Source organism: Nonomuraea sp. ZG12, from assembly GCF_052068115.1.
Lineage (GTDB): Bacteria > Actinomycetota > Actinomycetes > Streptosporangiales > Streptosporangiaceae > Nonomuraea.
This window is the reverse complement of the sequence record NZ_JBQHCW010000014.1, coordinates 194361-216801: the sequence shown is the minus strand read 5'-3', so window position 1 is coordinate 216801 and position 22441 is coordinate 194361. Positions and strand designations below refer to the sequence as shown.

Sequence of the window (22441 nt, the reverse complement as noted above, 5' to 3'; positions counted from 1 at the left end):
CGACAGCACGAACGTTACGGAGAACCCCAGCGATCAACTGTGGAGGAATCCACACACAGCATGTGATCGGCACCACAGCGGCGCGATACCCTCTGGCGTGCCCGAAAACGCCACCCTCCAGCCACCGTTACCGGCGCTCACCCGGATCCTGATCGGCCCTCCGGGGAAGGTCCTGCTTCCCCTTACCGTCCTGGTGGCCCTGATCATCCTGAACGGCACCAGCATGCCGGGCGGCGGCCCCTTGGAGTTGATGCTGCTGGGTCTCGGGCTGACGTACGGCATGGTGATCGTGTGGGTCGCCCGGTTCGTGGTGGCCCTGTTCCGGTCGGACGGCCGGCCCATGCTGCGCCGGCACTGGGTCCGCTGGGCGGCGGCGCCGGTCCTGGCGGGGGCCGTGATCGGTTCGGTGTACGCCGATCTGCCGTTCAAAGCCCGGTTCGCACTGTCGGAGAGCAGTTTGGAGAGCTTCGCCCGGACGGTCGCGTCGAGTCCCGAATCAACCGACCACGCCGACCAGTGGGTGGGCCTCTACCCACTGACATCGATCAGCCGGACGGCGGACGGCGCGCACTTCCTGGTGAGCGGCACCGGCTTCCTGAGCCAGTACGGCTTCGGCTGGAGCCCGAAGGCCCCACCGGCCCAGGAAAGCCACACGGACTACACGCACATCCAAGGCCCTTGGTACATCTGGGAGATGCAATGGTGAGGGTGCCCGGAGAGCCCGGCGTATGGGTCTTCGTGGCCGCCGCCCCGATGGGTTTCGTCTTCTTCCTACCGGGCGGCATCGTCTGGCCCGTGGTGCCCATCCTCTCGCTGCTGGCCATGATCGCCGCAGTCACCAGGGCCTACCAGGACGCCGAGCGACTCCGCACCCCGGACGAACACCGGCCGCCTACGTAAGCCGCCTCACTTCGAGATCTTCGGCGTACGCTGTACGTAAGACAACGGGACAGACGCGCGATGATGTGGCGCAGCCCGACCCGGTTGCCGGTGGTCTGCTGCGCCGTATCTGCTGGGGAGCGTTCGCCCTGTTCTTGGCCGCGTTCGCGGTTTTCGAGAGTGCCAAGTACGGCCTGCCGACCACGGCCGCCGCGCTGGCGTTCTTCGCGCTGCCCGACTTGGCGCGACTCGCCGGGGTTCGTCCGCCCGGAGTGCCCTATCAAGCCGTACACCGGGTGTGGATTCCGCTCGCGATACTGGTCGGCTACAGCTTCGGCCCGATCATCTGGCCGCCACTGTTCACCGCCGGTCTCGGCTGGCTCACCCGCATCGCCGTTGAGCAGACATGGGGACGCGGGCTTCCGGTCGGCGAAAGCACCTGAGGGTCCTGGACCCAGCCCCCTGTGCCGGTCCCGCTCTCCGGAGATCGCCGGCGATCCGCGAGACCGACTCAGAATGGCTGCACCAGGAAAAATCAGTGCAGGACGACGGTCTTGTGGCCGTTGAGGGCGACGCGGTTCTCGGTGTGCCAGCGGACCGCGCGGGCCAGGGCCCGGCATTCCGTCTCACGGCCGCGGGCGACGAACTCGTCCGCGCTCATCGCGTGGTCCACCCGCATGATCTGCTGTTCGATGATCGGCCCCTCGTCCAGGTCGGCCGTGACGTAGTGGGCCGTGGCTCCGACGACCTTGACGCCTCGGTCGTAGGCCTGCTGGTACGGGCGGGCGCCCTTGAAGCTGGGCAGCATCGAGTGGTGGATGTTGATCGCGCGGCCCTCCAGTTGCTTGCACAGGTCGTGGGAGAGGATCTGCATGTAGCGCGCGAGGACGACGAGGTCGACCTTCTCGGTCTCCACGATCTCCATGAGGCGGGCCTCGGCCTCGGGCTTGGTGTCGGGGGTGACCGGGATGTGGGTGAAGGGCACGCTGTAGTTGTCGGCCAGCACGGCGAGGTCGGGGTGGTTGGAGACGACGCCCGCGATGTCGATGTTCAGCTCGCCGACGGAGTTGCGGTAGAGCAGGTCGTTGAGGCAGTGGCCGAACTTGCTCACCATGATCAGGACGCGCTGGCGGGCGGCGGCGTCGCCGAGGCGCCAGGTCATCCCGAAGCGGGACGCCACCTCCGCGAAGTCGCGTCGCAGGTCCGACACCGACAGCGCCTCGCCTTCGGCGTGGCTGAACTGGACGCGCATGAAGAAGGTGCGGCTGTCCGGGTCGTCGAACTGCTGGCTCTGCACGATGGTGCACTGCCGCTCGACGAGGAATCCGGCGACCGCGTACACGATGCCGGGGGTGTCGGGGCAGGACAGCATGAGGACGTACTGCCCGGTGGAGCGGGCTGCTTCGGCGGTGGCGGTCATGAGGGCTCCTGGCTGCTGAGGAGGCGGGCGCTGTTCAGCCGGGCGGCGGCCACGGTGTTGCGCAGCAGCCACACGTCGGTGACGGGGCCGACTCCGCCGGGGACGGGAGTGATGGCGCGGACGCGGGGGGCGACGGTGTCGTGGTCGACGTCGCCGACCATGTGGGTGACGCCGTCGGGGCCGGTCCGCGGGTTGATGCCGACGTCGATGACGACGGCGTGGTCGTTCACGTGCTCCGCCCGGATCAGGCCGGGCCGGCCCGCGGCGACGATGAGGACGTCGGCCCGGCGGGTGTGGCGGCCGAGGGTGCCGGTGCGGCTGGCCCATTCGTCGATCGACTCGACGGCGGCCTGCCGGTCGTAGCCGAGGGAGACGGCGGGTTTGCCGACGTTGTTGGAGCGGCCGACGACGACGATGAGCGAGCGGTGGTAGAAGTCCGCCCGGTCCTCGCCGACGGAGTCGAGCCAGGTGTCCAGCAGGTGGTAGGCCGAGGCCGCCGTCGAGGGGACGTAACGGGGGACGCCGAGGGCGAGGAGGCCGGCGTTCTGCGGGTGGACGGCCTCGATGTCCTTGGCGGGGTGGATGGACTGGAAGGTGGCGGCCTCACTGAGGTGCGGCGGCAGTGGGCGGAGGATGAGGATGCCGGACACGCCGGGGGCGGCGTTCAGCTCGGCGATGGTGTCGTCGAGCTCGGCCTGGGAGACGGTGACGGGCAGCTTGCGGGGGACGTACGGCACGTCGAGGTCGGCGGCGAGCCGGCGCAGGCGGCGCTCGTACGCGAGCGAGCCGTAGGTGCCGCCCACCATGACGGTCGCGAGACCGATGGGCAGGCGTTCCTCCCTCAGCTGCTCGATCTCGGCCGCCACGCTCGCTTTGAGGGCGCGTGCGCAGGCTCGCCCGTCGATGACCTGGGCACTCATGAGCCGACTCGGGCCAGCAGCTTGCGCCGCCATGCTTCGGTCTTCTCCAGCTCGTTGAAGGTGAACAGGTGGAATCCGGCGAGGTTCGTCTCCGCCTCGGAGACGCGCGGGGCGAGGCGCTCGAACAGCTTGTCGGGGCTGTATCCGCCGGGCAGGAAGAAGCGCCACAGCATGTTCTGCTGCTTCTTGAGGAAGCGGGCGGACTGGCCGAGGCCCAGGCCGGCGGAGATGCGGATGAGCTTCTGCCGGCTGACGGCTCCGGGGATGCCGGCGTAGATCGGCAGCTCGACGCCGCGAAGCTTGAGCTTGCGCGCCCAGGTGGTCGTCGTGTCGGCGTCGAAGCAGAGCTGGGTGACGATGTGGGTGGCGTACGTCGACTTGAGGTCGATGGCGCGGTCGATCAGCTCGTCGCTGATGGTGCCGTGGCCTTCGGGGTAGCCGCCGATGCCGATCCGGGTGAAGTGGTGCCCGTTCGCGTCGAGCTTCTCCAGCAGCGAGTAGGCGTCGTGGAAATCGCCGGCGGGTGTGGGGGCGTCGCCGGCGATCACGAAGATGCCGTCGATGCCGGCCTCGCGCAGCTGGGCGACGATGTCGATCAGGTGCCGCTCGTCCCTGACCAGGCGGGCGGCGAGGTGCGGGGCCACCGTGTATCCGTGACCGGCCAGCTTCTGGGCCAGGTCGAGGGTGGGGCCCAGGCCCTTGGCCTCGGTGGTGGTGACCGTCATCGAGATGCCGGCCGGCACGTGTTCGAGGACCTTGTCCTCGGTGCTCCCGAACGGCAGGATCTCGTAGCTGATCGCGTTCAGCGCCTGCGCGAGTGCTTGGCGGCGGGTGGGCGCCGGTCCGGTCCCGCCGGTACGCAGGCTGGTCATCACAGACTCTTTGCGGGCATGGTGAGAGAGACCTTTCATCGAGCAGGCAGACGCCGGGGACGCAGGCCGGCGGGGGACGCCGGGCATCGGGCTCCACTACCGACAGTAGGCATCGGCCTGGTCAGAGAAACGACGCGGATGACGGCTCTTACGCCTGCGCCCGTCCTAGCCGGAATGCGACAAGTGACGTAGAACGGGTGCCCCGGAGTGACCTCGGGATGAAAGGTGTCAGGCTTCTTGCGGGTGGGTGGCGAGCGGCTCGACGGTCACGTCCATCCACGGGAACTGCGGCAGGGACGCCAGCGCGTCATGCAGGACGGTGGCGTCGGGGGCTTCCCAGAGGCCGATGACCGCACGCCGTCCCGGCACCCGCCAGAGCCTCTTCAGGACGCCGTCCTCACGCAGCTCCATGGCACGGGCGCGCTCGGCGTCCTTGAGCCGCTTGCGCTCGGCGTCGTCCATGCTGTCGGGAAGCCGGGTCTCGAAACGAACCAGGAACTCCATCGCTGCCTCTCAGTGTGCCGTTGTCAACGTACCAGTGAGCGACGCTAGAGCTCTCGTCGTACGACGTCATCGGACGCCGGGCCACGCCGCTGTGTGCCTCGCGGAGCCGGCGTCTACGTCAAATGGTGTACGTGCTGGTCGAAGTGGTGCTGTTGCCGGAGAACGGGGGCATCATGGGGGTTAGTGACTTGACGTGCGAGGAGGACGTCCATGATGTTCGACCCGCGCACCCTGCTTGAGCAGACGCCGGACGGTCTCGCGGTGATCGATCCGGAAGGGCGCTTCGTGCAGGCCAATCCGGCGGCGATCACGCTGTGCGGGCTGGACCCGGCGGGTGTCGCCGGGGCGGCGTCCCCGTTCCCGCCGGCTCAGGCGGGTGACGCGGAGGCGGAGGCCGTCACCGTGTGGGAGCCGGAGTCGGGGCCGCGGCGGGAGTTCGCGTTCCGGGTCAGCCGGCTCGCCGGTCGTGCCGAGCGCATCGTGGCGTTCAGGGACGTCACCGAGAGCCGGCGGCACCAGCGCAGGCTGGCCGCCATCGCCAGTGCGGCGAGCCGGGTGGCCGCCAAGCGGTCGTTGCGCAGCACGCTGGACGCGCTGGCGAAGGAGGTGCTGGAGGCCGACGCGATGGCTAGCGTGCAGATCCTGACGGTCAACTCCACCAGTGAGCGGTTCCGGGTCATGGGCACCGCGGGCTTCGGCCAGGCGGAGAACTTCTTCGACCTTCTCCTGGAGTGTCTCGAATCCGGCGCCGAGCTGCGGATGATCGACGCGTTCACCACGCGCAAGCCGGTCGTGGTGCCGCACCGCTACGACGCGATCATGACGGACCCGGCGTGGGGTCCGCTGCAGGAGTACATGCGCTATCCGGAGTGGGACTGGTTCGCGAGCGTGCCGCTGATGGTGCGCGGCGAACCCGTCGGCATCCTGAACGCCTACTTCGCCCCGGGCCAGGAGATCACCAAGACCGCCCTGGACTTCCTGCTGGCGATCGCGGAGCAGGCGTCGCAGGCGGTGGACTACGCGGCCCTGCTGGAGCGGGAGCGGGAGGTCGCGCGCCGGGAGGAGCGCCAGCGGCTGGCGCGTGACCTGCACGACTCCGTGGTGCAGAACGTCTTCTCGATGGGCATGCAGGTGGAGTCGCTCAACATGCTGTCCGGGCGCGACACGGTCGTGGACTCGGCGTACGTGATGCGGGTGGCGCGGGAGCTGGGCCACATCTCCAAGGCGGTGCTGACCGACCTGCGGGCGATGGTGACCGACCTGCACCCCACCGCCCATGCCGATCAGGGGCTGTCGGAGTCGCTCCTGGCCCTGGCCGAGTCGACGATGAGCCGTACCGGCTTCGACGTGCGGGTCTCGATCAGCGACCCGCACGACGAGCTCGATGACCTGGAGGCGGAGCTCCAGGAGGACGCCTACCGCGTGATCGCGGAGGCGTTGCACAACAGCGTCAAGCATTCGCACGGCTCTACGGTCACCATCGACCTCAGCCTGACCAGGCGCGGGACGCAGCGGTGGCTGACGGGCGAGGTCACCGACGACGGGCGTGGCCTGCTGGCACAGAATGCGGACGTTCCCGCAGAGGAGGGTGGTTTCGGTATGACAGCGATGAAGGAGCGTGCCAACCGATGGGCGGGCACTTTGACGACCCGGTCCGGCTCCGGCAAGGGGACGACCGTGTGCCTCGTGCTTCCGTTGCCGCCCTCGCTGCCGACGGGACTCCACGGCGGCCCCCGTACGACCGTCTGGAAGCAGAAGTGAGCGACACCATCGGCGTCCTGGTGGTGGACGACCACGCGGTGGTCCGGCGTGGCGTCGTCGCCTATCTTGAGGCGCTGGACAACGTCGAGGTGGTCGGCGAGGCGGGCAACGGGCGCGAGGCGCTCGACTGCCTGGAGTCGCTGAAGGTCCGGCGGCAGCCGCTGCCGCGGGTGGCCCTGATGGACCTGATGATGCCGAAGATGGACGGGGTGGAGGCGACGGCGGAGATCGCCAAGCGGTTCCCGACCGTCCGCGTGGTCATCCTGACCAGCTTCGGCGAGGTCGAGCGCATCCATGCCGCCCTGGAGCACGGCGCGGCCGGCTACCTGCTGAAGGACGCCGGGCCGTCGGACGTGGCCGCCGCGATCTACGCCGCCGCCAACGACGACGTGTTCCTGGACGCCGCCGTGGCGCGGCGACTGGTGCAGAAGATGCGCGCGCCGCAGCGCGGCGTCGCCGGGCTGACCAGCCGGGAGCGGGACGTGCTCGTGCTGATCGCGGAGGGCCGCTCCAACCGGGAGATCGCCGCGAAACTGGTGATCAGCGAGCGTACGGCGCGCACGCACGTGAGCAACCTGCTGGGCAAGCTCGGGCTGCGCTCGCGCACCCAGGCGGTCCTCGCCGCGATGCGCGAGGGGCTGGTCGACCCGCCGTCCTGACGCCTACGTCACTTGTCGTACGTCAGCGCGGTCAATTGCGCGATCCATCGTGGGCACCTGATCTGTAGCGTTCGAAGGACCAGGCGGCACGGTCGATGGAAAGCGGGTAGCAGCGGTATGACGGGATCTCGGGTGGCTCGCTCGATTGTGGCGATCACAGCCCATTCGGGGGACTTCGTGTGGCGGGCGGGCGGCGCGCTGGCTCTGGCTGCCTCGCGAGGCGACTCCGTACGGGTGATCTGTCTCAGCTTCGGTGAGCGAGGCGAGGCGCAGGGCCTGTGGAAGAAGCCCGGCATGGACATGGAGACGGTGAAGCGGGTCCGCCGCGAGGAGGCCGAGGCGGCCGCCGAAGCGCTCGGGGTCCAGGTCGACTTCTACGATCTGGGCGACTACCCGCTGGTCGTGACCGACGAGGCCCGTGACCGGATCGTCTCGACGCTGCGCGAGCTCCAGCCCGACACGCTGCTGACCCACGTCGCGAACGACCCCTACAACCGCGACCACAACATCGCCCACGAGACCTCGCTGGCCACCCGCATGGTGGCACAGGCCATGGGCCACGACCGCACCACCGAGCCGATCGGGGCGGCGCAGGTGCAGATGTTCGAGCCGCACCAGCCTGAGGTGTGCGGATTCGTACCGAACATGCTGCTGGACATCACGCCGGTCTTCGATCGCAAGCGCAAGGCGATGGAGGTGATGTCCGCCCAGCATCACCTGATCGAGTACTACACCGAGCTCGGGAGACGGCGCGGCGTCCAGGCCCGTCGTAATGGAGCGCCCGGCGACGTCGTGCACGCCGAGGCTTACCAGCGGGTGTTCCCCGTGGTGGGAGATGAGCTGGTATGAGCGGTTTTTCTGACGGGCACATCATCGTACGGACCCGGGTGCGCCCGGACGCCGCGGCCGTGAAGGTGTTCGCCGAGGCCGGGGTGGCCACCACCCACGAGGCCATGGGCCGCCGCGGCCTGGTCGACCCCGTGCTGCGCCCGATCTACTCCGGCGCGCGCATCGCCGGTCGCGCGGTCACCGTGCTGAGTCACCCCGGCGACAACCTGATGATCCACGCGGCGATCGAGCAGTGCGGCGAGGGCGACGTCCTGGCGGTGGCCACCACCTCGCTGTCGCACGACGGGATGTTCGGCGACCTGTTCGCCACCGCGCTGAAGGCCCGCGGCGTCGCCGGCCTGATCATCGACGCGGGCGTGCGCGACGTCGCCGACCTGACCGAGATGGGCTTCCCGGTGTGGTCACGGGCCATCAGCTCGCAGGGCACGGTGAAGGCGAGCCCCGGCTCCGTCAACGTGCCCGTCGTCCTGGGCGGCGCCCTCATCGCCCCTGGTGACGTCATCGTGGCCGACGACGACGGAGTTCTCGTCGTGGCCCGCCAGGACGCGACCGCGGTGGCGGGCAAGGCCACCGAACGCATGGCCAACGAGGCCGACAAGCGCGAGCAGTTCCGCAACGGGGTCCTGGGCCTGGACCTGTACGGCCTGCGCGCCACCCTGGACCGGCTCGGCGTCCGCTACGTCGACGCCCCGGATGAATCAGACGAATCAGACGAGCGATGACGGCCGCGGGCCTACGTCACTTGTCCTAGACGACGTAGGTCCGCCATCTCCGCAGGAGCCGTCAATTGCATATGTCGCCGCCTGATCCCTCCTCCGTAACATCCAGGTCAGGCCTCGAAATATGCGTATAGCGAACCCCCTAGAATAAGGAACCCCCGATGAGCCTCCAAGACATTCTCAATGGCGCGAACACCAATCTCGCGGCTCATTTCCGCAATCTTCCCGTCGGACCGAATGCCTATCCTGGGGTCCCGCCGGAGTACACCAACTGGCGCGACGAGCAGCAGGCCTGGCAGAACACCTGCGTGCTCTTCAACCAGTCGTACCACATGGTCGAACTGCTGGTCGAAGGCCCCGACGCGCTGAAACTGCTGTCCTACCTGGGCGTCAACAGCTTCGCGAAGTTCCCCGTCGACACCGCCAAGCAGTTCGTGCCCGTCACCCCCGAGGGCTACGTCATCGGCGACGTCATCCTCTTCCACCTGGCGGAGAACAGCTTCAACCTGGTCGGCCGCATTCCGGCGATCAACTGGGTGCGTTTCCACGCCGAGACCGGCGGCTACGACGTCGAGACGACTCTCGACGAGCGTTCGGCGGCCCGCCCGGACCCGTTCAACCGCAGGAACTACCGCTACCAGATCCAGGGGCCGAACGCCTCCAAGGTGATCGAGAAGGTGACGGGCGCGTCGGCGCCCGAGCTGAAGTTCTTCCACATGACGACCATGCGGATCGCGGACAAGACCGTCCGCGCGCTGCGCCACGGCATGGCGGGCCAGCCCGGCTACGAGCTGTTCGGCCCGTGGGCCGAGGGCGAGGCCGTGCACGAGGCGCTGGTCAAGGCCGGCGAGGAGTTCGGCATGCGGCTGGTCGGCGGCCGGGCCTACTCCTCCAACACCCTGGAGTCCGGCTGGATCCCCTCGCCGCTCCCGGCGATCTACACGGGCGAGTCGCTCAAGGCCTACCGCCAGTGGCTGCCGTCCGACGGCTACGAGGCCGCCGCCTCCATCGGCGGCAGCTTCGTCTCGGACGACATCGAGGACTACTACCTGACGCCGTGGGACCTCGGCTACGGCAACTTCGTCAAGTTCGACCACGAGTTCATCGGCCGTGAGGCGCTGGAGGCCAAGGCCGACGGCCCGCACCGCAAGAAGGTCACGCTGGCCCTGGACAACGCCGACTTCCTCAAGGTCGTCGAATCGCAGCTGGAGCGCGGGTCGAACGCCAAGTGGGTCGAGTACCCGTCCGCGGTCTACTCGATGCACCCGTACGACCTGGTGAAGGCGCACGGCGAGCCCGCCGGCATCTCCACCTGGATCGGCTACAGCTCCAACGAGCGCAAGATGCTGACCCTGGCCATGCTCGACGTCGAGCACGCCGAGCCAGGCGCCCAGGTGTCCCTCGTGTGGGGCGAGCCCGACGGCGGCACCGGCAAGCTCACCGTCGAGCCGCACACCCAGGTGGAGATCAGCGCCACCGTCAGCCCGGTCCCCTACACCGAGGTCGCCCGCAAGATCTACGCGGACGGCGGCTGGCGCGCGACCGCCTGATTGACCAACGGTGCGTCGGCTGCGAAGTTCGAAGCACTGCGAAGACGAGGGAGATGCCCATGGGCGAACCAGATCGCATACCCGACACCCCCATCCTCGACCGGCAGCGCCAGCTTCGCGGCTACCGCATGAACAAGATGGCCATGGGGTTGGGCGACCCGGTCAACCGGGAGGCGTTCAAGGCCGACGAGCCCGCCTACCTGGACCGTTTCGGGCTGAGCGACGAAGAGAAGACCGCCGTGCTGACCAGGAACTGGAAGGAGATGATCCGCCTCGGCGGGAACCTCTTCTTCATCCTGAAGATCACCGCGGTGGACCCGGTTCGCATCACCGAGATCGGTGCCCACCAGGTGGACATGGACCACGAGTCGTTCCTGCGGGACAGGCTCGGGAAGAAGGTGTAGGAGATGGCAAGACTTGTGGGGGGAATGGGAACCTCACACGTTCCCTCGATCGGGGTGGCGCTCGACAAGGGCCTGCGCGACACGCCTGAGTGGAAGCCGTTCTTCGACGGCTACGTGCCCGCCCAGGAATGGGTCCGGGAGCAGAAGCCCGACGTCGCGGTGGTGGTCTTCAACGACCACTACAACGCCATGTTCCTCGATCGGGTCCCCACCTTCGGGGTCGGCTGCGCCGACGAGTACCAGATCGTCGACGAGGGCTGGGGCCCGCGGGCCATCCCCTCGTTCACAGGCCACAGCGAGTTCTCCTGGCACCTGGTCGACACCCTGGTCGAGAACCACTTCGACCCGGAGATCATCCAGGAGATCAAGGTCGACCACGGCCTGCAGGTGCCCCTGGAGCTCTTCTGGGGCAAGCCGGAGGAGGCGTGGCCGGTGAAGGTCGTGCCCATCTTCGTCAACGTGCTCCAGTACCCGATCCCGCTGCCCGCCCGCCTCTACGACCTGGGCAAGCAGCTGGGCCGGGCGATCGAGAACTACGACAGCGACGAGAAGTTCGTGGTGCTCGGCACCGGCGGCCTGTCGCACCAGCTCCAGGGCGCCCGCGCCGGGTTCGTGAACCCGCCGGCCGACCGGCAGTTCCTCATCGACATCGCGGAGAACCCCGACAAGCTCGCCGGCTGGAGCCGGCAGCAGTACGTCGACACCTTCGGCGGTGAGGGAGCCGAGCTCATCATGTGGCTCGTCATGCGGGGGGCGCTCAACCCCGACGTGGTGGCCAAGTTCTCGCACTACTTCGTGCCCGCCTCGATGACCGGGGCCGGGATGATCGTTCTCGAGAACGCATGAGTACGTTCGTCCTGCTCCACGGGGCCTGGCACGGCGGCTGGGCGTGGCAGCGGGTGACCCCGCTGCTGCGCGCGGCCGGCCACCAGGTGCACGCCCCGACGCTGACCGGTGTGAGCGACCGCGCTCACCTGCTGAACCCGCAGGTCGGGCTCGGCACGCACATTCAGGACGTCGTCTCCCTCATCGAGGCGTACGACGCCCGCGATGTGGTGCTCGTCGGGCACAGCTACGCCGGGCAGGTCGTGACCGGCGTCGCGGACCGCATCGGCGAGCGCCTGGCCAAGCGGATCCACCTGGACGCCTTCGTCGGCGACGACGGGGAGGCGGCGATCGACCTGCTGCCCGCCACGATCGCCGGCCACTACCGGGAGTCGGTGGCGGGGCCCGGGTTCGGCTGGCTCATCCCGGTGCGCAAGCTGAGCGTCCTCGGGGTCACCGAGCAGGCCGACCTCGACTGGCTCTCCCCCAGGCTCACCCCGCACCCGTGGCTCACCTACACCGAGCCGCTGCGGCTGACGGGCAAGGGCGAGCAGGTGCCGGCGGCGTTCATCGAGTGCGTCGACTGGATGCGGGTGTTCACCCCGCACGCCGAGCGGGCCGCCGCGCGCGGCTGGCCGGTGCACGAGATCGGCACCGGCCACGAGGCCATGGTGACCGCGCCCGAGGAGCTCGCGGCGCTGCTGCAGCGGGTCGCCGCGGAGTAACGACACGAGAGAGAAGGCCCTGGCCGCCGATTCGGCGGCCAGGGCCTTCTCACGTTCCCGTACGGCTTCACATTCTCGTACGGCGAAGCCCCCGTGTGGGATACGCGGGGGCTTGGGCGGGCGTCAGATGATGCCGTCGAGCTCGCGCAGCAGCACGGCCTTGGGCTTGGCACCGGTGATCTTCTTGACGACCTCGCCGCCCCGGAAGACGTTCATCGTCGGCATCTGGAGGATGCCGTAGTCCCGGGCGGTCACAGGGTTCTCGTCGACGTTCAGCTTGACGATGGTGAGCTTGTCCGCGTTCTCCGCGGCGATCTCCTCCAGGACGGGCCCGAGCTGACGGCACGGACCACACCACTCGGCCCAGAAGTCGACCAGCACGGGCTTGTCGCTGTTGAGGACGTCGGCCTCGAAGCTTCCATCGGTCACGATCTTGACGGCGCCCACGGTTGTCTCCCTCTTGATCGATGCGGTCACGCGTGGTGGTGGGACAGCCAGCGCTCGGCGTCGAGCGAGGCGGCGCACCCGGTTCCGGCTGCGGTGATCGCCTGGCGGTAGGTGTGGTCGACGACGTCGCCCGCCGCGAACACCCCGTCGACGCTGGTCCGCGTCGTCGGCGCGTCCACCAGCACGTAACCCTCGTCGTCCAGCGCCACCTGGCCCTTGACCAGCTCGGTGCGCGGGTCGTGGCCGATGGCGACGAACAGGCCGGTGACCGCGAGCTCGCTCTCCTCGCCGGTCTTCAGGTTGCGGACCCGGACGCCCGTCACCCTGTCGTCGCCGAGGACGTCGGCGACCTCGCTGTCCCAGACGAAGCGGATCTTCTCGTTGGCCAGCGCCCGGTCCTGCATGATCTTGCTGGCCCGGAGGGTGTCCCTGCGGTGCACGACGGTGACGGTCCGGGCGAACCGGGTGAGGAAAGTGGCCTCCTCCATCGCCGTGTCGCCGCCGCCCACGACCACGATGTCCTGGTCGCGGAAGAAGAAGCCGTCACAGGTGGCGCACCAGGAGACACCCCGGCCGGACAGGCGCTTCTCGTTCTCCAGGCCGAGCTCGCGGTAGCCGGAGCCGTTGGCCAGGATGACCGCGTGCGCGTAGTAGGTGTCGGTGTACGTCTTGACGACCTTGGGGGTGGCCGCCAGGTCGACCTCGATGACGTCGTCGGCCACCAGCTCCGCGCCGAACCGCTCGGCCTGCTTGCGGAAGTTGCCCATGAGATCGGGCCCCATGATGCCGTCCGGGAAGCCGGGGAAGTTCTCCACGTCGGTGGTGTTCATCAGGGCGCCACCGGCGGTGACCGAGCCCTCGAACACGAGCGGCTTGAGCTCCGCTCGGGCCGAGTAGACGGCCGCGGTGTAGCCGGCCGGGCCCGACCCAATGATGATCAGATTACGGGTGTCGCTCAACGAACTCGCCTTCTCAGGAACCGTTAACCGTTAACGTCGTGCTGACCGTATACGGACTCGTGCCAGGGGATCACGAACCGCTTGAGGCTGTTGACCGCGAAGTACAGCACCAGGCCGAGGACCGAGAGCAACATGATCGTGGCGAACAGGGCGGGCGCGTCGAGCTCGTTGAGCGTACGCACCACCAGATAGCCGAGGCCCTCGTTGCCGCCGAGGTACTCGCCGACGATCGCGCCGATGATGGCCAGCACGATGCCGACCTCCATGCCCGCGAAGACGTACGGCATGGTGCTCTTCAGCTCCAGGTGGTTGAACGTCTGCCATCGGGTCGCGTTGAGGCTGCGCATGACCTCGCGCTGCCCCTTGTCCACCGAGCGGACGCCGAGCTGCACGTTCAGCATGATCGGGAAGAAGGCCAGCATCGCGGACATGATCACCTTGCTGGTCATGCCGAAGCCGAACCAGATCACGAACAACGGGATCAGAGCCACCTTGGGCACGACCTGGGAGGCGACGATGAGCGGGCGGAGGCTGAGCTCGATCCACGCCACCTTGCCGAGCACCACGCCGACCGCCACACCGGTCACCAGGGCGATCAGGAACCCGCCGATGGTCTCGGCGGCCGTGACCCCCGCGTGCTCCCACGTCTCCGGATCGACGACGACCTCGGTCAAGCTCTCCAGTACGGCCATCGGCGGCGGCAGCACCAGGGGGGAGACCTCGAAGACGCGGACGAACACCTCCCAGGCGACGAAGAACACCAGCAGGATGATCGGTGTGCTCACCCAGGGCAGCAGCTTGCGGACTCGATCGTTGTTCATCGCCGCTCAGCCCTTCTCGTCTTCGTCGAGCGCATGGCGCAGGTCCCGTTCCATGGCGCCGAACGCCGCTTCCGTCTGCACGTCGATGGAGCGCGGGCGTTGGAAGTCGACGGTCTTCACCTGGCGGATGCGGCCGGGCCGCGGCGTCAGGTGAACCACGCGGTCACCGAGGAAGACCGCCTCGGTGATGTCGTGGGTGATGAAGACCACGGTGGCCTGGGTGGCCAGCGCGATGCGCTGGAGTTCGAGGTTCATGCGTTCGCGGGTGAGCGCGTCCAGGGCGCCGAACGGCTCGTCCATGAGCAGCAGCTTCGGCCGGGTGCTCAGCGCTCTGGCGATGGCGACCCGCTGACGCATGCCACCGGACAACTCACGGGGGTAGGAGCTCTCGAACCCGCCGAGGCCGACCAGATCGGCGAGTTCGGCGGCGCGGGCCAGCCGCTCGGCCTTGGCGTCACCGCGCAGCCGCAGCGGCAGCGCGATGTTCTCCGCGACGGAGTACCAGGGGAACAGGTTCGCTTCCTGGAACACCACGCCGAGCTGGGACACGACGGAGGTGTCCACCTTGGTGCCGTCCCACAGTGACCTGCCCTCGATGAGGATCTGGCCGGCCGATGGGCTGAGCAGCCCCGCGAGCATCCTCAGCAGTGTGGTCTTCCCGCAACCCGATCGCCCGATGACCGAGACGAACTCGCCGTCACTGATGGTCAGGTCGATGCCGGACAGCGCCTGCGTGTGCGCGCGCTTGGTCCGGAACTCCTTGCCGATCCCGATCAGCTCAAGTTTGGTCGGCCCGGGTGACGCGGCCGGCCGAGCTCCCGCGGTCTGATCAACCGTCCTGGCGCTGTCCGCTGCCATCCCGGCTCCTCCCGTCCATCTCGTTCATAGATCCGTCCTGTCAATCCCTGTTGGCCCTTAGGTCTTGGGCAGCAAGCTGTTGTCGTACCAAGAGGCAGGGGTGCCGCCGGCCTTGACCATCCCGGCGTCCACGAGCTCCTTGTAGCCGGCGGTCCACGCCTCCTCGTCGGAGGTCAGCAGAGGCCCGCTCATGTCTCCGCCCATCCAGCCGTTGCGCAGCATGGTCAGGCTCGCCCTGGCGATCTTGTCGTCGTCGAGCGTGGCGAAGGAGTACTTCTCCCGCAGGATCGGGATCGCCTTGTCGAAGTTCGTGTCCGCGACCAGCGCCGCCAGCGAGTCGTTCACTCCCGCGAGGAATTTGCGGAGGTCCTCCGCGTCCTTGACCAGGGCGTCCTTCGTGGTCACGTAGACCTGCGCGTCGGCCTTGGCGTACTTGGCGGGGTCGAACACACCCACGTCGGGGTCCTGGCCCACCAGGATGTTGGCGACGTCGACGGTCGTCACGTAGCCGACGATCCGGCCCTGCTTGACCAGGCTGAACGTGCCCGGAGTGAGCCCCACGACCTGGCGCTTGCACTGCTTCGGGTCGAGCCCGCCGGCGGCCATCACGAGGGAGACGACCTTGTCGCTGTTGCCGCCCTCGGAGGGCACGCCCATCGTCTGGCCGACGAGGTCCTCCGGCTTCTCCACCGGATGCCTCTCCTTGCTGTAGACGAAGCGCACGGCGGAGGTGCGGAAGCAGGTGCCGATGTTGATCAGCGGCTGGTTGGAGTCGGTGATGGCCGACATGACCTCCATCTGACCCAGGCGGGTGACCGGCGCGACGCCTGACAGGAGGGTCTGCATCGCCTGCGACGTGCCCTTCGTCGGCTGCAGGGTGACGTCGAGGCCGTGCTTGGCGAAGAAACCGCCGGCCACCGCGTACAGCTCGATCGCCATCGACAGGGTCTCCAGCGGGATGCCACTGAGGAAGGTGAACGGCTTGAGGCCGCCCTCCGCTTCGGCGCCTGTGGGCTCGTCCGAGCCGCACGCGGCCAGCAGACCCGACCCCGCCGTCGCCATCCCCACGGTCAGGGCGGAGCGCTTGAGGAAGGACCTGCGGCTGAGCGAGAGCGAAGGGTGGGGAGTGTTGGGCACGATCGTTCTCCTAGGTGTGTTCAGGTCGGCTCACAGCCCCAGCCGACCGACTTGAGACTTGCGCCACATTGGCGTAATGACTACCCGCCTTTCCGCATATCGGAAGGCAGGGCGTAACCTGTTCGTCTCTGCGGAGCACCCAATGCGCGTGAAATGCCCCGGGCCGTGCCCTGGAGGTGCGCGAGTCGCGGTCCGTACGATTCGGTGTTCGGCAGAATGACGGAGAGCGCCGCCACGACCGTACCGGCCTGGCCGTAAATCGGAGCGGCGACCGAGATGTACTCCTGGCGAACCGGAGTGGTCGCGTAACCCAGGCGGCGGATGTCGGCGAGTTTCTGCCGCACCTCACGCTCGGTGACCGGCGGAGCCCAGTCCGGCACCGTCAGCGGCCCGGTCAGCACCTCGTTCTGGAGCTCCAGCGGCGCGTGCGCGAGCAGGATGAGCCCGATCGCGGTGACGTGGAGCTCGTACCGCACGCCCGGCCGGGTCCGGTCGGTGGCCGTCTCCGGGCTCAGGAAGCGCTCGACGAACACCACCTGGTCCTTCTCCCGGATCGCCAGGTGCACCCCGCGGTGGGTGGTCTCGAACAGGTCCTGCATGAACGGCAGGGCCACCCGCTGCAGGCCCACCGACCTGGGCGTGACCGACGTCACCTCCCACAGCCGCAGCCCGACCCGGTAGACGCCGACGCTGTCGCGCTCCAGCGCGCCCCAGTCGTGCAGTTCGCCCACGATCCGGTGGGCGGTGGTGAGCGGCACGCCGGAGCGGCGGCTAATGTCGGAGAGACTCAGACCGTTCGGCGCGTCCTTGAGGGTCTCCAGGATCCGCAACGCTCGATGGAGAACGGATCGCCGCTCGTTCGTCATCTCCATCGCTCCTTCCACCACCGTTTCCCTGCGTACGATTCGGGCAGGTAGCGGCATATCTCAGGCTATCTGCCGATGTGGCGCAGAACACGCCGGCAGACCCTTGATCGCCCATCATCCCGGGCTGCCGGACGCCGGCCAACCGCCTTGCCGCCTCGCAAGATTGTGCGGATCCAGCCTTCCGTTATACGGAAATGCAGGTAGTCATCACCCGGCCGGTGGAGCGAACTTGTCAACATCGGGCGCGTGCGACACAGCACTACGTTGCGCCCTCAACCTCACGAGCTGGAGGCGTTGGGGACATGGCAGGACGAGAAAAGCTACTCGATCCCACAGGCTTTGACGAGAGGGCGACGGACAGCACCCTCGCACCACGGCCGACCAGCCTGCGCGGGCTGAGGATCGGCATGCTGGACAACACCAAGCCGAACGCCGTGCTGCTGCTGCAGGAGATCGCGGGCGAGCTTCAGCGTCGTTTCGGCGCCGGCGAGTCCATCCTGTACACCAAGGACTACTTCGGCACGCCGGCCAAGGACGACCTGCTCAAGCAGATCGTCGAGGAATGCGACGTAGTGATCACGGCAGTCGGCGACTGTGGCTCGTGCAGCGCGGCCACCGTCGCGGACGGAATCCTGCTGGAGCGGCTGGGCATGCCCACCGTGAGCATCGTCTCGGACTCGTTCCTGGTGTCCGGCGCCGCCATGGCCAAGGTCCAGGGCTTCCCCGGGTTCGACTTCCTCGCCGCGCAGCACCCCGTGGCGAGTCTCAACGAGGAAGAGATCCGTGGCCGCATGCAGGCCCTGATGCCCGAGGTGCTGCGCGTCCTCGGCGTGGAATCCTGAAAGGTAGAGATGAGCACACTGATCGAGGCTCCGCTGGCCGACGCCGCGGAGATCCGCTCGACCCTCGAGTACTACAACAGCCGCCAGTGGACCGACGGCCTGCCGGTGGTGCCGGTCACCGAGTCCTACCTGGCCGAGTTCCTGTCCCAGGTCAACCGTGATCCGGACGAAGTCCTGTTCACGATGCCGCACCTGAACCGGAGCCTCACCATCCGGCTCGCGGCCATCAACGCGGCCATGGCCGGCTGCCTGCCGGAGTACTTCCCCGTCGTGCTGGCCGCCTGGGAGGCGACCGCCGCGGAGCCGTACCCGAAGCGGGGCATCTGGCAGAGCACCACGGGCACCGCGCCGCTGCTGATCGTGAACGGTCCCGTCCGTGAGCGGCTCGGCTTCAACAGCAAGGGCAACGTGTTCGGCTCCGGCTTCCGGGCCAACGCGACCCTCGGCCGCGCCATCCGGCTCGCCTCCATCAACGTCTTCGGCCTGCACCCGCACCACCTGGACCAGGCCACCCAGGCCACGCTGGGCAAGTACTCCGCCTGCATCGCGGAGAACGAGGAGGAGAGCCCCTGGGAGCCGCTGCACGTCGAGCACGGCTTCGACCCGGCCGCCAGCACGGTGACCGCGATGGTCTTCCGGTCCAACATGCACATCGAGGCCCGGCACACCGGCAAGCCCGAGCAGCTCGGCCTGGACCTGGCGAACTCCATCCGCCGCACCGGCGCCCTGCTGCACGAGACCAGCAGCGCGCTCGTGGTCCTCGGCCCCGAGCACGCGCAGCTGTTCGGCCGGGCCGGCTGGAGCAAGGACGACGTGCGGCAGTTCATCTTCGACAACGCGGTGAACTCCCGGGAGGACCTGGTCGCGGTCGGGAAGGACGCGCTCTCCCAGCACACCCGCTGGCGGCTGCCGTCCGGCCACCCGGACGCCATCCCCGACGAGGCCAGCGCCACCGACACCCCGGACAGGGTGCCCGCGCTGAAGGTGCCCTCCTCGGTCGTGGTGATGGTCGCCGGCGCCAACAACGCCGGTGTCTCCGCCGTCATCGAGACGTTCGGCCGTCGCGGGGACACCCCGTCGACCGTTCAGGTGCCGGAAGATGTCTAGCCCGGTGCTGGACAGCGCGCTGGAGAAGTTCCGCGAGCTGATGGCCACCGACGGGTACGAGCTGACCTACTCCGTGGCGGGCGAGAACCGCGTGGTGGTGGAGATCGTGGCCGGCGCCGACGCGTGCGCCGACTGCCTGGTGCCGCTGCCGATCATGGAATCGATCATGTCCGACGCACTCGAGCCGACACCGTACCAGCTCGACCATGTCGTGATGCCGGCAGAGCATTAAAGGAGCAAGCCCGTGGACCAACCGATGACGATCATCGAGCCGAGCCACCGAACGCCCGTGTACGGCGAGTTCGACGTGGTGGTCGTGGGCGGCGGGCCCGCGGGGATCATGGCCGCGGCCGCCGCGGCCCGCACCGGCCGCTCGGTGATCCTGCTGGAACGGTACGGCTTTCTCGGCGGCGCGGGCACCGCGGGTGGCCTGAGCACGTTCTGCGGGCTGCACGCGAAGGTGTACGGCGAGCATCGGCGGGTCATCCGCGGCCTCGCCGACGAGCTCCTGGACCGGCTGGAGAAGCTGGACGGGCTGTCCAAGCCGCACCTGACCATCAACGACGGCATCCAGGCCCAGGCGTTCGACATCTCCAGCTACAAGATCGCCGCGGATGAGCTGGTGGGCGGCTCGGGGGCTCGCCTGCTCTTCCACGCGCTCGCGGTCGGCGTGGTGATGTCCGACGAGGACACCATCGAGGCGGTGCTGATCGAGTCCAAGTCCGGCCGCGCGGCGGTGCGCGGCCGGATCTTCATCGACGCCTCCGGCGACGGCGACGTGTCGGCGTGGGCCGGCGTGCCGTTCGAGAAGTCGCCGGCCGACAACGGGCTGCTGTACCCGTCGCTGATGTTCCGGATCAACGGCGTGGACGCCGCAGCAGCCGGGGACAAGCCGTGGCGCACGGTCGAGCGGCTGATGGACGCCGCCGAGCGGGCCGGGACGCACACGTTCCCGCGCAAGAAGCCGATCGTCCGGCCGCAGCGCAACCCGCTGGAGTGGCGCGCCAACCTCACCCAGCTCAGCAACCCGGACGGCAGCGCCGTCGACGGCACCGACGTGGACGAGCTCACCCACGGCGAGCTGCAGGGCCGCCAGCAGGTGCTGGACGCGTTCACCTTCATCCGCGACAACACCCCGGGATTCGGCGACTCCTACATCGTCGACCTGGCGCCGCAGATCGGCATCAGGGAGACCCGGCGCGTCATCGGCCGCTACCGGCTGACCGAGGACGACGTGCTCGACTGCGCCGACTTCCCGGACACCATCGGCGTGAACGGCTGGCCGGTGGAGGCGCACGTCGCCGGCACGGTCGACTTCCGTTTCCAGCGCGGGGAGAACCCGCGCGGCTTCAACCAGCTCCCGTTCCGGATGATCGTCCCTGAGCGGGTCGCCAACCTGTACGTGGCCGGTCGGTGCGCGTCGCTGACCCATGACGCCGCCTCCGCGGCCCGGGTGACCGGCCCGTGCTTCGTCATGGGACAGGCGGCGGGCACGGCGGCCGACCTGGCGCTCGACGCCGGTGTCGCCTGTGGCGACATCGACGTGGCGGCGCTGCAGCTCAAGCTCGAGAAGGCCGGGGTCTACCTCGGCCGGGAAGAAGTCGCCCAGTGAGTCAGCCCGTGAGTCAGCCAGTGAGTCAGCCCGTGATTCTGCGCAGCAACTTCGAGCCGGGGACCACCAGGTGGGCCATGCGCCGCGCCCAGTGGACGGCGCTCGGGCTGACCCCTGAGGACATGGAGAAGCCGAAGATCGCGATCGTGAACAGCTCGTCCGACCTGGCGAGCTGTTTCAGCCATCTGGACGACATCGTCGGCCCGCTGAAGAAGGCGATCCGCGAGGCCGGCGGCATCGGGTTCGAGGTGCGCACGGCCGCGCCCAGCGACGCCATCACCAGCGCCGGCGCGGCCGGGCAGTACATCCTGCCCAGCCGGGACCTGATCGTGGGCGACATCGAGGTGGCGGCGGAGGGCGCGCTCCTGGACGGCATGGTCTGCCTGGCGTCCTGCGACAAGACCACGCCCGCGCACCTGATGGCGGCCGGCCGGCTGAACATCCCGACGATCGTGGTCGCCTGCGGCTACCAGCCGTCCGGCGTCTTCCGCGGCGAGCACGTCGACTTCGAGGACGTCTTCCTCTACGCCGGCCATGTCGCCTCGGGCCGGATGACCGTCAGCGACCTGGCCGAGATGAGCAGCTGCGCGATCACCGGCCCCGGCGTCTGCGCGGGCATGGGCACGGCCAACTCCATGCACATCGCCACCGAGGCGCTCGGCATGGCCCTGCCCGGCAGCACCCCGGTGCTGGCCAACGGCCCCAGGATGTGGCAGACCGTGGCCGCGGCCGGGCAGCGCATCGTCGAGCTGATCAACGAGGACATCCGGCCGCGCGACATCCTGCTGCCCGGGGCCTTCCGCAACGCGGTCACCGCGATGCTGGCGATCAGCGGCTCGGTCAACACGCTGAAGCACCTCCAGGCCGTGGCGGTGGAGGCCGGCACCGACGTGGACGTCTACGCCCTGTTCGAGGAGCTCGCGCCGAAGGTGCCGCTGCTCACCGCGGTGAAGCCGAACGGCGAGCGGCGCATCGACGAGTTCGAGGCGGCCGGCGGCACGCTCGGCCTGCTGCGCGAGCTCGGCCCGATGCTGGACCTCGACCAGCCCACGGTGGCCGGCCCCACCCTCGGCGAAGCCCTCGCGGGCGTCGACCGGGTGGACTCCGACGTGATCAGCCCGCTGGACCGGCCGCTGGCCCGCCACCCGGGCATCGTCATCGTCCGGGGGACGCTGGCGCCCGACGGCGGCGTCGTCAAGCGCACGGTCTCCGACGACGGCGTGCACCGCTTCACCGGTCCCGCCAAGGTCTACCGCTCCCGTGAGGAGGGGATCGCCGGCATCCGCGCCGGCGAGGTGCGTCCCGGCCAGGTTCTCGTGCTGACCGGACTGGGCCTGCGTGGCTCGCCGGGCATGGGCCTGACCTCGGCGTTCATCTTCGCCCTGGACGGCGCGGGCCTGGGCGACCAGGTGGCCGTGGTCACCGACGGGCAGATGTCCGGGCTGGTCAACAAGGGCCTGGTGGTGGCCGAGGTGAGCCCGGAGGGCGCTGTCGGCGGCCCGCTCGGGCTGGTCAGGGACGGCGACGTGATCAGCGTCGACGTGGACACCCGCACGATCGACCTGGAGGTGCCGGAGGCCGAGCTGGCCGAGCGGCGCGCGGCCTTTCCCGCGCTCGCCGCCCCGGCCGGCTGCAGCTGGCTCTCGGTCTACGCCCGCACGGTGAGCCCACTTGCCCAGGGCGCGACCCTGGGCAAGTGAGTCTC

The 22441-nt window shown here is 68.8% G+C and carries 26 protein-coding genes; 16 read left to right on the top strand and 10 right to left on the bottom strand.

Going from position 1 to position 22441, the window contains the following annotated elements:
* The first annotated feature begins 97 nt into the window (after nt 1-97).
* The 3 genes from ACTMTF_RS31820 (at nt 98) to ACTMTF_RS31810 (ending at nt 1322) form a co-directional block, all read left to right on the top strand.
* Nucleotides 98-706 (top strand): hypothetical protein, encoded by a 609-nt coding sequence (locus tag ACTMTF_RS31820; protein ID WP_441113987.1) that lies wholly within the window; start codon nt 98-100, stop codon nt 704-706.
* Nucleotides 700-900 (top strand): hypothetical protein, encoded by a 201-nt coding sequence (locus tag ACTMTF_RS31815; RefSeq protein WP_441113986.1) that lies wholly within the window; start codon nt 700-702, stop codon nt 898-900. Before ACTMTF_RS31820 ends, ACTMTF_RS31815 begins: the two co-directional genes overlap by 7 nt.
* A gap of 65 nt (nt 901-965) precedes the next feature.
* A complete protein-coding gene (locus ACTMTF_RS31810) occupies nt 966-1322 on the top strand; it encodes a hypothetical protein (RefSeq protein ID WP_441113985.1) in 357 nt (118 codons plus the stop codon).
* Nucleotides 1323-1414: 92 nt separating this feature from the next.
* On the opposite strand, the gene purU is transcribed toward ACTMTF_RS31810, so the two are convergent.
* From purU to ACTMTF_RS31790, 4 genes are all read right to left on the bottom strand, one after another.
* Entirely contained in the window at nt 1415-2299 is an 885-nt protein-coding gene (purU, locus tag ACTMTF_RS31805; RefSeq protein WP_441113984.1) for a formyltetrahydrofolate deformylase, read from the bottom strand.
* The gene (locus ACTMTF_RS31800) at nt 2296-3219 is read right to left on the bottom strand and encodes a bifunctional 5,10-methylenetetrahydrofolate dehydrogenase/5,10-methenyltetrahydrofolate cyclohydrolase (RefSeq protein ID WP_441113983.1); all 924 of its coding nucleotides are present in this window, start codon (nt 3217-3219) and stop codon (nt 2296-2298) included. The genes purU and ACTMTF_RS31800 overlap by 4 nt, the downstream gene beginning before the upstream one ends.
* Nucleotides 3216-4091 (bottom strand): methylenetetrahydrofolate reductase, encoded by an 876-nt coding sequence (locus ACTMTF_RS31795; protein ID WP_441113982.1) that lies wholly within the window; start codon nt 4089-4091, stop codon nt 3216-3218. Before ACTMTF_RS31795 ends, ACTMTF_RS31800 begins: the two co-directional genes overlap by 4 nt.
* A 228-nt stretch (nt 4092-4319) precedes the next feature.
* Nucleotides 4320-4595: a muconolactone Delta-isomerase gene (locus tag ACTMTF_RS31790; RefSeq protein WP_441113981.1), complete on the bottom strand. Its 276-nt coding sequence runs from the start codon at nt 4593-4595 to the stop codon at nt 4320-4322.
* Nucleotides 4596-4805: 210 nt separating this feature from the next.
* Here ACTMTF_RS31790 and ACTMTF_RS31785 point away from each other — a divergent pair, with 210 nt between their 5' ends.
* The 8 genes from ACTMTF_RS31785 (at nt 4806) to ACTMTF_RS31750 (ending at nt 12087) form a co-directional block, all read left to right on the top strand.
* The gene (locus ACTMTF_RS31785; RefSeq protein ID WP_441113980.1) at nt 4806-6356 is read left to right on the top strand and encodes an ATP-binding protein; all 1551 of its coding nucleotides are present in this window, start codon (nt 4806-4808) and stop codon (nt 6354-6356) included.
* Nucleotides 6353-7015: a response regulator gene (locus ACTMTF_RS31780; protein WP_397014329.1), complete on the top strand. Its 663-nt coding sequence runs from the start codon at nt 6353-6355 to the stop codon at nt 7013-7015. Before ACTMTF_RS31785 ends, ACTMTF_RS31780 begins: the two co-directional genes overlap by 4 nt.
* 132 nt (nt 7016-7147) lie before the next feature.
* Nucleotides 7148-7864 carry a PIG-L deacetylase family protein gene (locus ACTMTF_RS31775; protein ID WP_397014331.1) on the top strand — a complete coding sequence of 239 codons (717 nt, stop codon included), beginning with the start codon at nt 7148-7150 and terminating at the stop codon, nt 7862-7864.
* Nucleotides 7861-8586 carry a 4-carboxy-4-hydroxy-2-oxoadipate aldolase/oxaloacetate decarboxylase gene (locus tag ACTMTF_RS31770; protein ID WP_441113979.1) on the top strand — a complete coding sequence of 242 codons (726 nt, stop codon included), beginning with the start codon at nt 7861-7863 and terminating at the stop codon, nt 8584-8586. Before ACTMTF_RS31775 ends, ACTMTF_RS31770 begins: the two co-directional genes overlap by 4 nt.
* Nucleotides 8587-8744: 158 nt before the next feature.
* The gene (desA, locus tag ACTMTF_RS31765; RefSeq protein ID WP_441113978.1) at nt 8745-10133 is read left to right on the top strand and encodes a syringate O-demethylase; all 1389 of its coding nucleotides are present in this window, start codon (nt 8745-8747) and stop codon (nt 10131-10133) included.
* A 59-nt stretch (nt 10134-10192) separates the two neighbouring features.
* Nucleotides 10193-10537, top strand: a complete 345-nt coding sequence (locus ACTMTF_RS31760) for a hypothetical protein (protein WP_441113977.1) — start codon at nt 10193-10195, stop codon at nt 10535-10537.
* A 3-nt stretch (nt 10538-10540) separates the two neighbouring features.
* A complete protein-coding gene (locus tag ACTMTF_RS31755; protein WP_441113976.1) occupies nt 10541-11383 on the top strand; it encodes a class III extradiol dioxygenase family protein in 843 nt (280 codons plus the stop codon).
* Nucleotides 11380-12087 (top strand): alpha/beta fold hydrolase, encoded by a 708-nt coding sequence (locus ACTMTF_RS31750; protein WP_441113975.1) that lies wholly within the window; start codon nt 11380-11382, stop codon nt 12085-12087. The genes ACTMTF_RS31755 and ACTMTF_RS31750 overlap by 4 nt, the downstream gene beginning before the upstream one ends.
* Nucleotides 12088-12210: 123 nt before the next feature.
* On the opposite strand, the gene trxA is transcribed toward ACTMTF_RS31750, so the two are convergent.
* The 6 genes from trxA to ACTMTF_RS31720 form a co-directional block, all read right to left on the bottom strand.
* Nucleotides 12211-12534, bottom strand: a complete 324-nt coding sequence (gene trxA / locus ACTMTF_RS31745) for a thioredoxin (RefSeq protein ID WP_397014344.1) — start codon at nt 12532-12534, stop codon at nt 12211-12213.
* A 26-nt stretch (nt 12535-12560) separates the two neighbouring features.
* Nucleotides 12561-13493, bottom strand: a complete 933-nt coding sequence (gene trxB, locus ACTMTF_RS31740; protein WP_441113974.1) for a thioredoxin-disulfide reductase — start codon at nt 13491-13493, stop codon at nt 12561-12563.
* Nucleotides 13494-13516: 23 nt separating this feature from the next.
* Nucleotides 13517-14314, bottom strand: a complete 798-nt coding sequence (locus ACTMTF_RS31735; protein ID WP_441113973.1) for an ABC transporter permease — start codon at nt 14312-14314, stop codon at nt 13517-13519.
* A gap of 6 nt (nt 14315-14320) precedes the next feature.
* Nucleotides 14321-15172: an ABC transporter ATP-binding protein gene (locus ACTMTF_RS31730; RefSeq protein WP_441113972.1), complete on the bottom strand. Its 852-nt coding sequence runs from the start codon at nt 15170-15172 to the stop codon at nt 14321-14323.
* Between the two features lie 57 nt (nt 15173-15229).
* On the bottom strand, nt 15230-16309 hold the full coding sequence (locus ACTMTF_RS31725) for an ABC transporter substrate-binding protein (RefSeq protein ID WP_441113971.1): 1080 nt from the start codon (nt 16307-16309) through the stop codon (nt 15230-15232).
* A gap of 80 nt (nt 16310-16389) precedes the next feature.
* Nucleotides 16390-17175 (bottom strand): IclR family transcriptional regulator, encoded by a 786-nt coding sequence (locus ACTMTF_RS31720; protein WP_441113970.1) that lies wholly within the window; start codon nt 17173-17175, stop codon nt 16390-16392.
* A 194-nt stretch (nt 17176-17369) separates the two neighbouring features.
* On the opposite strand from ACTMTF_RS31720, the gene ACTMTF_RS31715 reads away from it, so the two are divergent.
* Genes ACTMTF_RS31715 through ilvD form a run of 5 tightly spaced genes read left to right on the top strand, consistent with a single transcriptional unit; the run spans nt 17370 to nt 22436 of the window.
* Entirely contained in the window at nt 17370-18017 is a 648-nt protein-coding gene (locus ACTMTF_RS31715) for a UGSC family (seleno)protein (RefSeq protein WP_441113969.1), read from the top strand.
* A 9-nt stretch (nt 18018-18026) separates the two neighbouring features.
* The gene (locus tag ACTMTF_RS31710; RefSeq protein WP_441113968.1) at nt 18027-19124 is read left to right on the top strand and encodes a hypothetical protein; all 1098 of its coding nucleotides are present in this window, start codon (nt 18027-18029) and stop codon (nt 19122-19124) included.
* Nucleotides 19117-19356 carry a hypothetical protein gene (locus tag ACTMTF_RS31705; RefSeq protein WP_441113967.1) on the top strand — a complete coding sequence of 80 codons (240 nt, stop codon included), beginning with the start codon at nt 19117-19119 and terminating at the stop codon, nt 19354-19356. Before ACTMTF_RS31710 ends, ACTMTF_RS31705 begins: the two co-directional genes overlap by 8 nt.
* Before the next feature lie 12 nt (nt 19357-19368).
* Nucleotides 19369-20736 carry an FAD-dependent oxidoreductase gene (locus tag ACTMTF_RS31700; protein ID WP_441113966.1) on the top strand — a complete coding sequence of 456 codons (1368 nt, stop codon included), beginning with the start codon at nt 19369-19371 and terminating at the stop codon, nt 20734-20736.
* A gap of 32 nt (nt 20737-20768) precedes the next feature.
* A complete protein-coding gene (ilvD, locus tag ACTMTF_RS31695; protein ID WP_441113965.1) occupies nt 20769-22436 on the top strand; it encodes a dihydroxy-acid dehydratase in 1668 nt (555 codons plus the stop codon).
* The last annotated feature ends 5 nt before the right edge of the window (nt 22437-22441 follow it).